The 12,179-nt window shown below is 66.4% G+C and carries 12 protein-coding genes; 4 read left to right on the top strand and 8 right to left on the bottom strand.

The genetic code is table 11. From position 1 onward, the window contains the following. Positions 1-17: 17 nt before the first annotated feature. The 8 genes from IEW49_RS00240 to IEW49_RS00205 form a co-directional block, all read right to left on the bottom strand. On the bottom strand, positions 18-230 hold the full coding sequence (locus tag IEW49_RS00240; RefSeq protein WP_188640793.1) for a type II toxin-antitoxin system antitoxin: 213 nt from the start codon (positions 228-230) through the stop codon (positions 18-20). Between the two features lie 3 nt (positions 231-233). Further along, a complete protein-coding gene (locus tag IEW49_RS00235; RefSeq protein WP_229658013.1) occupies positions 234-1,139 on the bottom strand; it encodes an SPFH domain-containing protein in 906 nt (301 codons plus the stop codon). Positions 1,140-1,197: 58 nt separating this feature from the next. Further along, positions 1,198-2,976, bottom strand: coding sequence for a DNA helicase RecQ (gene recQ / locus IEW49_RS00230; RefSeq protein WP_188640792.1), 1,779 nt, complete (start codon positions 2,974-2,976; stop codon positions 1,198-1,200). 154 nt (positions 2,977-3,130) lie between these two features. After that, positions 3,131-3,634, bottom strand: a complete 504-nt coding sequence (locus tag IEW49_RS00225) for a GNAT family N-acetyltransferase (RefSeq protein ID WP_308419702.1) — start codon at positions 3,632-3,634, stop codon at positions 3,131-3,133. Positions 3,635-3,647: 13 nt separating this feature from the next. Beyond that, entirely contained in the window at positions 3,648-6,275 is a 2,628-nt protein-coding gene (gene metH, locus IEW49_RS00220; RefSeq protein ID WP_188640790.1) for a methionine synthase, read from the bottom strand. Further along, a complete protein-coding gene (locus tag IEW49_RS00215; RefSeq protein ID WP_188640789.1) occupies positions 6,275-7,315 on the bottom strand; it encodes a homocysteine S-methyltransferase family protein in 1,041 nt (346 codons plus the stop codon). The genes metH and IEW49_RS00215 overlap by 1 nt, the downstream gene beginning before the upstream one ends. Then, positions 7,308-8,237, bottom strand: coding sequence for a methylenetetrahydrofolate reductase [NAD(P)H] (gene metF, locus IEW49_RS00210; protein ID WP_229658011.1), 930 nt, complete (start codon positions 8,235-8,237; stop codon positions 7,308-7,310). Before metF ends, IEW49_RS00215 begins: the two co-directional genes overlap by 8 nt. Beyond that, positions 8,234-9,232 carry an ArsR/SmtB family transcription factor gene (locus IEW49_RS00205; protein ID WP_188640788.1) on the bottom strand — a complete coding sequence of 333 codons (999 nt, stop codon included), beginning with the start codon at positions 9,230-9,232 and terminating at the stop codon, positions 8,234-8,236. Before IEW49_RS00205 ends, metF begins: the two co-directional genes overlap by 4 nt. Before the next feature lie 105 nt (positions 9,233-9,337). On the opposite strand from IEW49_RS00205, the gene IEW49_RS00200 reads away from it, so the two are divergent. The 4 genes from IEW49_RS00200 (at position 9,338) to IEW49_RS00185 (ending at position 12,136) form a co-directional block, all read left to right on the top strand. Beyond that, on the top strand, positions 9,338-9,664 hold the full coding sequence (locus IEW49_RS00200; protein ID WP_188640787.1) for a hypothetical protein: 327 nt from the start codon (positions 9,338-9,340) through the stop codon (positions 9,662-9,664). Beyond that, the gene (locus tag IEW49_RS00195; RefSeq protein ID WP_188640786.1) at positions 9,648-9,929 is read left to right on the top strand and encodes a hypothetical protein; all 282 of its coding nucleotides are present in this window, start codon (positions 9,648-9,650) and stop codon (positions 9,927-9,929) included. Before IEW49_RS00200 ends, IEW49_RS00195 begins: the two co-directional genes overlap by 17 nt. 99 nt (positions 9,930-10,028) lie before the next feature. Beyond that, on the top strand, positions 10,029-10,943 hold the full coding sequence (locus IEW49_RS00190; protein WP_229658010.1) for an SDR family NAD(P)-dependent oxidoreductase: 915 nt from the start codon (positions 10,029-10,031) through the stop codon (positions 10,941-10,943). Positions 10,944-10,954: 11 nt separating this feature from the next. After that, entirely contained in the window at positions 10,955-12,136 is a 1,182-nt protein-coding gene (locus IEW49_RS00185) for an acyl-CoA dehydrogenase family protein (RefSeq protein WP_229658009.1), read from the top strand. Positions 12,137-12,179 lie beyond the last annotated feature (43 nt).

Below are 12,179 nucleotides of genomic sequence, written 5' to 3'. Positions count from 1 at the left end.
TGCCGACCACCGTCCCATTACGAACCCTTGGGCGGGCGGCCGCGCTGAGGCGGCTTGGGCTTGGGCACGTCGATCCCGCGTTTCGCCAGCGCTTCCCTCAGCAGCATTTCGATCTGAGCGTTGACCGAGCGCAATTCGGCCGCTGCGGCCCGCTCCAGCGCCGAGTGGAGCGCCGGATCGAGCCGCAGGGCGAAAGCCTTCTTGGCTTGCTTGGTCGGCTTGTCGGCCATGGTTTACTGGTAGAGCGTGCCCGCATTGACGACCGGGTGCGCTTCCTTCTCGCCGCACAGCACGACCATCAGGTTGGACACCATCGCGGCGCGGCGTTCGTCGTCCATCTCGACGATTCCGTCCTGCGACAGCTTCTTGAGCGCGTCCTCGACCATGCCCACCGCGCCCAACACGATCTTCGCGCGCGCGGCGATGATCGCATCGGCCTGCTGGCGCTTGAGCATCGCGCTGGCGATTTCCGAGGCATAGGCGAGGTGGGTCAGGCCCGCTTCGTCGACCACGATCCCGGCGACCTTGAGCCGGTCGTTGAGCTCCTCGAGCAATTCCTGGTTCACGACGTCGCCGCCCGAACGCAGCGTCACTTCCTCGCCTTCGAAATCGTCATAGGGATGGCGCGAGCCGACCGTGCGCAGCCCGGCCTCGATCTGGATGTTCACGAACTCCTTGTAATCGTCGACGTCGAAGCTCGCCTGCGCAGTATCGGCGACACGCCACACCACGTTGCAGGCGATCTCGATCGGGTTGCCGCGCAGATCGTTGATCTTGACCCGGTCCGAATGGATGTTGTTGGCGCGCGCGGAGATCTTCTTGCGCATCATCCACGGCCACACCCAGCGCAGGCCCTCGGTCCGCTCGGTCCCGCGATATTCGCCGAACAGCGTGATCACCGCCGCCTGGTTGGGCTGGATCATGAAGAAGCCGACGAGGATGAAGATCGGGCCGATCAGAAGCCCCACCAGCGAGGCGACGAAAGTGATCTTCTCCGCCTTGCTCATCCCGTCTTCGGGGAGGTTCTGGAAGAAGCCCCACAGCGCCAGCACCGTCACCACCAAGAAGAGCAGCAACATCACGTAACCGTTGTAACTCGTCGCGTCGCGCTCGACGCTCTTGTTCATTGCCCGAATCATGTTCACGCCCCTTTCGATATGATTATGATATCATATTTATATCAAATGAGGCTCTCCGTCAATATTGGCGAATCACCGCGAGGAACGCATCGCCATAGGCCTCGAGTTTCTTCGCCCCGACCCCGCTGACCTCGCCCATCTCGGCGCGGCTGGCGGGGCGGCGCGCGGCGAATTCGCGCAGGGTGGCATCGTGGAAGATGACGTAGGGCGGAACCTTGCCCTCCTCAGCCAGTTCGCGGCGGAGTTCGCGCAGCGCGTCGAACAGCGGATCGCCGACCGGGTTGGGGGAGCTGTCACGCCCGGAGCGTCCTTGCCGCCGGCGCTGCTTCTTGGGGGGCAGAACGAGATCGAGTTCGCGCTCGCCCTTGAGATAGGCGCGCGCCTCTCCGCCGAGCATCATTCCGCCATGTTCGGTCGGGAGCAGTGCCCCGCGCACCATCAGCGCGCGCCGCACCGGCTTCAGCAGCAGCGCTTCCTCGCCCTCGACGATCCCGAACACCGAAAGGCTGTCATGGCCGTTCTTTTCCGCCCGGTCGGAGGACTGCCCGGTCAGGATACCCTCGACATAGCCCGCGCCGAACATCTGCCGTGTGCGCGCGACGGCGGAGAGGTATTTCTGGGCAACGACGGTGGCGTCGACCGACTTGGGCGGATCGCAGCAATTGTCGCAATTTCCGCAGGTTTCGTGCGGGTCTTCGCCGAAATGCCTGAGCAGCACCGCGCGGCGGCAGCCCGCGGTCTCGACCAGCGCGCCGAGCGCATCGAGCCGTGCGCGTTCGCCCGTCTGACGACCGGCATCGACCTCGGCCACCCGCATCCGCGCGCGCGCGAAATCGTCGGCACCCCAGAACAGTTGCGCCTGCGCCGGGTCGCCATCGCGTCCCGCGCGCCCGGTTTCCTGGTAATAGGCCTCGATCGACTTGGGCAGGCCGGCATGCGCGACGAAGCGCACGTCGGGCTTGTCGATCCCCATCCCGAAGGCGACCGTCGCGACCATCACCATGTTCTCGCTTGCCACGAACGCCTCCTGGTTCGCGGCGCGGACATCGGGCGGCAGCCCGGCATGGTAGCAACGCACCTCGCGCCCGGTGGTCGAGAGCTTTTCCGCCAGCCGCTCTGTCGCGGCGCGGGTGGGGGCGTAGATGATCCCTGGCCCCGGCTCGCTGTCGAGCAGCGCCTGCAATTGCCGCCCGACCGAATCGCGCGGGTGGATCGCGTAACGGATATTGGGCCGGTCGAACCCGGCGACCACCATCCCCTCCTCGGGAATCCCGAGCTGGGTCAGGATATCGGTGCGGGTATGCGCATCGGCGGTCGCGGTGAGCGCGAGCCGCGGCACGTCGGGAAAGGCGTCCATCATCGGACGCAGCAGGCGATAGTCCGGACGGAAGTCGTGCCCCCATTCGGACACGCAATGCGCCTCGTCGATCGCGAACAGCGCGATGCGGGCGCTCGTGAGCAGCTCGCGGAAGCCCTGCTGGCTGGCGCGTTCGGGCGCGACGTAGAGCAGGTCGAGCGCGCCGCTGCGGAACGCGTCGAGCGTCTCGCGCCAGTCGGCGTCGGCGCTGGTCAGTGTCGCTGCACGGATCCCACTGGCCCGCGCCGCGCGCAGCTGGTCGTGCATCAGCGCGATCAGCGGCGATACGACCACGCAGGTGCCCTCGAGCTCGATCGCCGGGAGCTGGTAGCACAACGACTTGCCGGCGCCGGTGGGCATCACGGCAAGCGTCGAGCGCCGATCGAGCACGCGCTCGACGACCTCTTCCTGCCGCCCCCGGAAGTCGGCGAAGCCGAACGTCGATTTGAGCGTCGCGCGCGCCGCGTCGAGCGGAGCCATGGACCGGGTGTTACACTGTCCTGGAGACGAATCTTCCGGGGGTGATGGCGACGCAGACATGCGGCGCGTCATGACAGAGGCGGGAGGGTTAGGAAACCGAGGCGCAGCTTCACTCCAACACCTTCGTCATCGCGAGCGTGGCAGCCGCGCGGCTTTAGGATCCGGCCGTATGCGGCGGATCGAGCCGGAGATAGACGCTGTCGGTCCATTCCTCGCCGATCTTCCAGGTTCGGCTTTTGCGCCCCGTTTCTTCGAAACCGAGGCGCTGCAGCAAACCACGTGAGGCTTCGTTGCGCGGATCGACATCGGCCTCGACATGCGTCAGCCCGTTAACCGCGAAGCCGCGCGCAAGAACGGCCTGCAACGCCTCGAATGCGAACCCTCGCCGCCAGGCATCCGGATGGAGGATGAAGCCGATTTCCGGAAAGCGAAAGAACCCTGCCTTGCCGATCACGCGGCCATCATGCTCGATCACGAAATCCTCGCCCTCGCCGGCGGGGATGTCGACCATCGACCGGAGCCAGTCCCTGCTTTGGGTGCGGTCGCGATGCGGCGGGGTGGACCAATAGGCGGTCGCGCGCGGATCGGAGAGAATCGCGTGGAACGCATCGAGATCGTCCATTCGCGCGGGTCGCAGGACGAGCCTTTCGGTCCTCACTTCGCTCACCGCCCTAGTCCAGATTGGGCCGCAGCCAGCGTTCGGCCTGTTCGAGACTCACCCCCCGCCGCGCGGCGTAATCCTCGAGCTGGTCGCGGCCGATCCGGGCGACGCCGAAATACTGCGCTTCGGGATGGCCGAAGTAGAACCCGCTGACCGCCGAGGTCGGCAGCATGGCGAAGCTCTCGGTCAGGGTGATGCCGACGGCATCTTCGGCATCGAGCAGGTCGAACAGGATGGGCTTGAGCGAATGGTCGGGGCAGGCGGGATAGCCGGGCGCCGGGCGGATGCCGCGATACTGCTCCTTGATCAGCGCTTCGTTGGTGAGTTGCTCACCCTCGGCATAGCCCCAGAGGTCGGTGCGGACATGCCGGTGCAGCCGTTCGGCAAACGCCTCGGCCAGCCGGTCGGCGAGCGATTTGAGGAGGATGTCCGAATAATCGTCCTTGTCCTCGCGGAAGCGCTTCGAGTGCGGCTCGATCCCGTGGATGCCGACCGCGAAACCGCCGATCCAGTCGCCCGCCGGATCGATGAAATCGGCAAGGCACATGTTCGCCCGGTCACGCGACTTGCGCACCTGCTGGCGGAGGAAGGGGAGCACGGTGTGCGTGTCGCCGTCCTCGTCGTGCAGCGTGACGTCGTCGTCGTCGCGCGCGCAGGGCCAGAACCCTGCCACGCCCTTCGCCACCAGCCATTTCTCGGCCACGATCGTGTCGAGCATGGCATCGGCATCGCGCTTCAAATCGCGCGCGGTCTCGCCGACCACCTCGTCTTCGAGGATCGAGGGATAGGTGCCGTGCAATTCCCAGGCGCGGAAGAACGGGGTCCAGTCGATATAGTCGCGCAGCTCGGCGAGGTCCCAATCCTCGAACACGTGGCGGCCCGGCTGCAGCGGCGGCGCGGGCTTGTCGCTGTAGAACGGATCGTAGTGGTTGGCGCGCGCCTCCTCGAGGCTCAACAGCACGCTGGGGGACTTGCCCGCGCGCGCATCGCGCACCTTGCGATATTCGCCCGCCGTGTCTGCGACGAAGCCGGCCTTCTGCGTATCCGACAGCAGCTTGCTCGCGACACCCACAGCACGGCTCGCATCGAGCACGTGGACCACCGGACCGTCATAGGCCGGATCGATCTTCAGCGCGGTGTGGACCTTGCTCGTGGTCGCCCCGCCGATCAGCAGCGGGATATCCATGCCGGCGACCTTCATCTCCTCGGCCACGGTCACCATCTCGTCGAGCGAGGGAGTGATCAGGCCCGACAGGCCGATCATGTCCGCCTTTTCCTCGCGCGCGGTCTCGAGGATCTTGGGCCACGGCACCATCACGCCGAGGTCGATCACGTCGTAGCCGTTGCACTGGAGCACGACGCCGACGATGTTCTTGCCGATATCGTGGACGTCGCCCTTCACGGTCGCCATCACGATCTTGCCCTTGGCCTTCTGCTCGGCCGCCGGGAGCTTGTCCTTCTCGGCCTCGATGAAGGGGATCAAATGGGCGACCGCCTTTTTCATCACGCGCGCGGACTTGACCACCTGCGGGAGGAACATCTTGCCGCTGCCGAACAGGTCGCCGACGACGTTCATCCCGTCCATCAGCGGCCCCTCGATCACCTCGATCGGGCGTCCGCCCGCGGCCGCGACCAGTTCGCGGGCTTCCTCGGTATCGTCGACCACATGCGCGTCGATGCCCTTGACCAGCGCGTGTTCGAGCCGCTTCTTGACCTCCCAGCCGCGCCATTCCTCGGCCGCCTTTTCCTCCGCCGCCGACTGGCCCTTGTAGCTCTCGGCGAGTTCGATCAGTCGCTCCGTGGCATCCGGGCGACGCGCCAGGATCACGTCCTCGCAGGCCTCGCGCAAGGTCGGGTCGATCTGGTCGTAGACGTCGAGCTGCCCGGCATTGACGATCGCCATGTCGAGCCCCGCGGGGATCGCGTGGTAGAGGAACACCGAGTGCATCGCGCGGCGCACGGTCTCGTTGCCGCGGAAGCTGAAGCTGAGGTTCGACAACCCGCCGCTGGTCTTGGCGTGCGGGCAGGCCGCCTTGATCTCCTTCACCGCCTCCAGGAAATCGAGCCCGTAGCGATCGTGCTCCTCGATCCCCGTCGCGACCGCGAAGATATTGGGATCGAAGATGATGTCCTCGGGCGGGAAACCGATCCCGGTGAGCAGGTCGTAGGCGCGCGTGCAGATCTCGACCTTGCGGTCCTTCGTGTCGGCCTGGCCCGTCTCGTCGAACGCCATGACGACCGCGGCGGCACCGTAATCCATGCAGGTGCGAGCATGGGCGAGGAATTCCTCCTCGCCTTCCTTCATGCTGATCGAATTGACGATCGGCTTGCCCGAGACGCATTTGAGGCCGGCCTCGATCACCGCGAATTTGGAACTGTCGATCATCACCGGCACGCGCGCGATATCGGGCTCGGCGGCGATCAGCTTGAGGAAGGTGGTCATCGCCTGCTCGGCGTCGAGCAGGCCCTCGTCCATGTTGACGTCGATCACCTGCGCGCCGTTCTCGACCTGCTGGCGCGCCACCTCGACCGCGGCCGTGTAGTCGTCGGCCATGATCAGCTTCTTGAAGCGCGCCGATCCGGTGACGTTGGTGCGCTCGCCGATATTGACGAAATTGGCAGTGCTCGTGTCGGTCATCAGGCTGCGAGAGTGAAGGGTTCGAGGCCGGCAAGGCGCATCTTGGTGTCTTTCTGCGGGATTTCGCGCGGATCGTGGCCCGCGACGGCCTCGGCCATCGCAGCGATGTGTTCGGGGGTCGAGCCGCAGCACCCGCCGAGGATGTTGACCCGCTTGTGATCGGCCCACGGCTTGATCAGAGATGCGGTGGTTTCGGGTAGCTCGTCATACTCGCCGAGTTCGTTCGGCAGCCCGGCATTGGGATAGGCGAGCAGCAGCGTGTCGGCGATCTTGGAGAGCAACTGGACGTGCGGCCGCAACTGGTCGGCGCCGAAGCTGCAATTGAGACCGATCGCGACCGGATCGGCATGGCGCACCGCGTTCCAGAACGCTTCGACCGTGTGGCCCGAGAGGTTGCGGCCCGACAGGTCGGTCAGCGTCATCGAGATCATCAGCGGGATATCGCGATCCATCTCGGCAGCCAGTTCGCGCACCGCCATGATCGCCGCCTTGCAGTTGAGCGTATCGAAAACGGTTTCGACGAGGATGAAATCCACCCCGCCCTCGACCAGCGCGGTCGCCTGTTCGCGATAGACCTCCTTGATCTGGTCGAAGGTCACCTCGCGGAAGCCCGGGTCCTCGACTTGCGGAGAGAGTGACAGCGTCTTGTTGGTCGGGCCCATCGCGCCGGCTACGAAGCGCGGCACGCCGTCCTCGCGCGCATCGACCGCCTCGCGCATGATCTTCGCCGCCGCGACATTCATATCGTGGACGAGGTCTTGCGCACCGTAATCGGCTTGGCTGATGCGATTGGCGTTGAAGGTGTTGGTCGCGAGCAAGTGCGCGCCGGCATCGATATAGCTGTCGCAGATCTCGCGGATCAGCTGCGGCCGGGTGAGGTTGACGAGGTCGTTATTGCCCTTCTGGTCGAGGTCCAGCTCGTAATCGCCGCGATAGCCGTCCTCGTCCAGCCTGGCGCGCTGGATAGCGGTGCCATATGGCCCGTCCTTGATCAGGATCCGCTCGCGCGCGGCGGCGCGGATTTCGGCGCGCTTATCCATCGACCTGTTCCTTTGGGCGCATGCCGAGCATGTGGCAGATCGCGTAGCTCAGCTCGGCACGGTTGAGCGTGTAGAAGTGGAATTGCCGCACCCCGCCCGCATAGAGGCGGCGGCACAGTTCGGCGGCGATCGTGGCGGAGACCAGCTGGCGCGCATCGGGACGATCGTCGAGCCCTTCGAACAGGCCCTCCATCCAGTCGGGTATCGCGGTGCCGCATAGATCGCTCATCCGCTGGACCGCGGCGAAGCTCATCACCGGCATGACCCCGGGCACGATCTCTCCCTCGATCCCCGCCGCGGCGGCGCGATCGCGGAAGGCGAAGAAGCATTGCGGGTCGAAGAAGAACTGGGTGATCGCGCGGGTCGCCCCGGCATCGAACTTGGCCTTGAGGTTGTCGAGGTCGGCCTGGCTGTCGGGGCTGTCGGGATGCACTTCGGGATAGGCCGCGACCGAGATCTCGAAATCGGCGACTTGTTTCAGCCCCCCGATCAGCTCGATCGCGTTGGCATAGCCGCCCGGATGCGGGGTGTAGTTCCCGCTGCCGTCCGACGGATCGCCGCGCAAAGCGACGATGTGGCGGATGCCGCTTTCCCAGTAGTGGCGCGCGACCGCATCGACCTCTTCGCGCGTCGCGTCGACGCAGGTGAGGTGCGCGGCGGCGGGAATCCCGGTCTGGTTCTGGATCCGCACCACCTCGTCATGGGTGCGCTCGCGGGTCGATCCGCCCGCCCCATAGGTGACCGAGACGAAGCGCGGGCCGAGCGGGGCGAGCGTATCCACGCTTGCCCGCAGCGTCTCGGCCATCTTCTCGGTCTTGGGCGGGAAGAATTCGAACGACACGTCGAGATCGCCGGGCAGGCCCGAAAAGAGCGGGCTGTCGAGCGCGGTGCGCGCTTCGTCCATCTGTTCGAGCGAAATCATCGGGTAAGCTCCTGCGCCCTGCGCGTGGTCTGGGTGGGGGCACGCCCGCCGGTCCGCCTCGCGGTCCAGATCTTGACCGTCAGCGGTTTGCCCGGAAGCGCGTGCGCCTGCTCGGGCGCGAACCCGGCATCGGCCAGCAGACCGAGCATCTGTTCGTCGGAGAAGCCGAGGCGCGCATGCTGGTGCTGCTGGCGCAATTCCTCGCGCTCATGCGCGGCGAAATCGACGATCGCGAGCGTCGCCCCGCCGCGCGCGACTCGCGCCGCCTCTGCCAGCGCGACCTGCGGCTCCTGCGCATAGTGCAGAACCTGGTGGAACAGCACGGTGTCGACCGAGGCGTCGTCGAGCGGGAGCGCGGCGAAATCGCCCTGCACGATATCGAGCCGGTCCGCCGCGAGGTGCTGGAGCCGTGCGCGCGCGAGCCGCAGCATTTCGGGGCTCTTGTCGAGCGCGACCACGCTGTCCGCGCGCGGTGCGAAAAGCTCGGCCATCCGCCCGGTACCGGTGCCGATATCGAGCAGCGCCCCGAGACCGTCGTCGCCGAGCGCCTTGCCGAGCGCCTGTTCGACCGGGGCGTCGGGCGCGTGCAGCACCCGCAACCGATCCCATTCCTCGGCATGGGCGGCGAAATATTCGGCCGCGCGGTCCTCGCGCGCGGCGCGGATCGCGGCGAGGTTGCGGCGATCCTCGGCGCAGCGCGCGGCGAAGGCATCGTCGCTGTCCTCGGCGGCGCTCAGCAATCGCGCGATGGCGGCGGCGAGACCGGGACCTTCCGCGCTCCCGATCAATTGCCGCAGGAACACCCAGCTGCCCTCCTTGCGCCGCTCGGCAAGGCCCGCATCGCACAGAATCCTGGCATGGCGCGAGACGCGCGGCTGGCTTTGTCCGAGCACCTGCGCGAGCTCGCCGATCGCCAGCTCCATCGCCGCCAGCAGCCGCATGATCCGCAGCCGGGTCGGGTCCGCAAGCGCGCGCAAGGTGGGTTCGATCCGCATCGTCGGACCACATATAAAGAAAGCTTTATATCATACAAGCGGCTTTGCCGGGACCCGACCGACGCCTATATGCGTTGGCGCAACCTCAAGGCTTGGGAGAATTCCATGAAGAAGATCATCGCCATTTCCGCCGCTCCGTTCGTCCTCGCGCTCGCCGCCTGCGGCAGCGATTCCTCCGATGCGGGCGAGGAAATCGCCGGCGACGACGTAGAGGAAGTGGCCGAGGATGCGCTCGCCGACGTGCCCGAAGATGCGGAGCCGGTCGAAGTCGGCACCGCTGACGCCGCGCCCGCCGGCGAAGCACCCGAGACGCGCCGCCGCACGCTCGAGGAATCGGGCGATCGCGCCGCCAGCACCGCCGCCGAGATCGATGCCGCGATCGAGGCCGAGCTCGGCCAGGCCGAAGACGCGCGCGATGCGGAAGCCGAATAAGACGTTGGAGTCCAACAAGGCATGGGCGGCGCTGCTCCTCGCGGCGCCGCTGGCCCTCGCGGGCTGCGACAAGCCCGACAATGCGCCCGGCCCCGGCGGAGTCTCGATGGGCGAGGCGCGCGCGCTCGATCGCGCCGCCGAGGTGATCGAGGACCGCGCGGTCGAAGTGCCCGAGCCTGACGCAACCGCCCCGGACAATACCGAAGGCACGCCGCTCGAAGTCGAATCGACCGCACCGCCGATCGCCGACGAGACGGCAGACTAGGCCGGTCCGGCCGCTGATCCGAACCGCCGATTGACGCCGCGGCGCGGCTGCGGCATTCCCGCCTTCGAATTAATCGAACGATTAAACGAAGGAGCGGCAATGGGAATTCTCGAAGGCAAGGTCGTCGCGGTTACCGGCGCTGGGCGCGGAATCGGGCGCGAGATCGCGCTGCTCTGCGCCAAGGAAGGCGCGAGCGTCGTCGTCAACGATCCGGGCGTCGGCGGCGAAGGCGAAGGCGGCGATTCCGGTCCTGCCGAAACCACTGCGGGCGATATCCGCGAGGCGGGCGGCAAGGCTCAGGCCAACCTCGCCAGCGTCGCCGATCCCGCCGGAGCGGCGTCGATCGTCGAGGACGCGGTCCAGGCCTTCGGGCGGATCGACGCGGTGGTGAACAATGCCGGCATCCTGCGAGACCGCATCTGGCACAAGATGAGCCACGAGGACTGGCAGGCGGTCATCGACGTCCACCTGCACGGCTGCTTCAACACCTCGAAGGCCGCGACCCCCTATTTCAAGGAGCAGGGTTCGGGCGCGCTGGTCCACTTCACCTCCACCAGCGGGTTGATCGGCAATATCGGCCAGGCGAACTATTCCGCCGCAAAGCTTGGCATCGTCGGCCTGTCGCAATCGATCGCGCTGGATGCCTCGCGCTATGGCGTGCGCTCGAACTGCATCGCGCCGTTTGCGTGGAGCCGGATGACCGCGAGCATCCCGACCAGTGGCGAAGGTGCCGAAGAACGGGTCAAGCGGCTGCAATCGATGGGCGCGGAGAAGATCGCCCCGCTCGCCGCCTATCTCTGCTCCGACGCGGCACACGCAGTCACCAACCAGATCTTCGCCGTGCGCCGCAACGAGATCGTGCTGTTTTCCAAGCCGCGCCCGGTGCGCAGCTTTGCCAAGGACGGCGGCTGGACCCCGCAGGAGATCGCCGACATCGCGATGCCCGCCTTCGAGCCCGATTTCGCACGCGGCGACGAAGTCTCCGCCCACGTCTTCCCCTACGACCCGATCTGAGGAGTACCTGCATGGCCGCCAGCAATCCCGGCATGGACGAAGACGTCTTCGCGCAGTTCCTCGACCAGCTCGACCGTTATGTCCGCGAGCGCCTGCTCCCCGCCGAGCCGGACGTCATCGCGAACGACAAGGTCCCCGACGACATCCTCGAGGAAATGAAGGAGATGGGACTGTTCGGGCTGACCGTGCCCGAGGAGCATGGTGGCGCGGGGCTCAACACCAGCCAGTATGCGCAGGTGGTCTACACCATGGCCTATGCCGCGCCCGCCTTTCGCTCGATCTTCTCGATCAATGTCGGGATGTTCAATTCCGCGCTCAAGAATGGCGGAACCCCCGAACAGCAGGCCGAATGGTGGCCGCGCATCGCGGGCGGCGAAATCGCCTGTTTCGGCCTGACCGAGCCGGGCAGCGGATCGGACAGTGCGGCGATGCAGACGACGGCGAAACCCGATCCGGACGGGAACGGCTGGACCCTCAACGGGACGAAGCGCTACATCACCAACGCCCCGCATGCCGATGTCGCGCTGATCATGGCGCGTACCGAGAAGGAGGCGCTGCCCAAGAACGCGCATGTCAGCGCCTTCCTCGTGCCGATGGACACGCCGGGCGTGTCGACCGGCAGCCCCGACAAGAAGATGGGGCAGGCGGGTGCGCATATCGCAGATGTGATGCTCGACGACGTCCACGTCCCGGGCGATGCACTGCTCGGCGGCGAGACCGGCAAGGGCTTCCGCTTCGCGATGATGAGCCTCGACAATGGCCGCATCTCGGTCGGCGCGGCCTCCGCCGGCTATGCCCGCCGCGCGCTCGATTCCGCACTCAAATACGCGACCGAGCGCAAGGCCTTCGGCGAGCCGATCGCGAACTTCCAGCTGATCCAGCAGATGCTCGCCGAAAGCGAGACCGAGATCTACGCCGCCGAATGCATGATGCGCGACGTGACGGCGCGGGTCGACCGCGGTGAAAACACGATCCGGCAGGCCGCGGCGTTCAAGGTGTTCGCCTCCGAGATGTGCGGTCGGGTGATGGACCGCGTGGTCCAGATCTACGGCGGTGCGGGCTATCTCGCCGAATACGACGCCGAACGCTTCTTCCGCGATGCGCGAATCTACCGCATCTACGAAGGGACGACGCAGATCCTGCAGTTGCAGATCGCCAAGCACATGCTGCGTGATTTCCAGGCCAACGTATGATGCACGACGATCGTCATTCCCGCGCAGGCGGGAATCCAGCGTG

The sequence above is a fragment of the Pseudoblastomonas marina genome, from assembly GCF_014641655.1.
Taxonomy (GTDB): domain Bacteria; phylum Pseudomonadota; class Alphaproteobacteria; order Sphingomonadales; family Sphingomonadaceae; genus Alteriqipengyuania_A; species Alteriqipengyuania_A marina.
The sequence above is the reverse complement of the archived record's forward strand: the minus strand, read 5'-3'. Positions and strand labels throughout refer to the sequence as shown.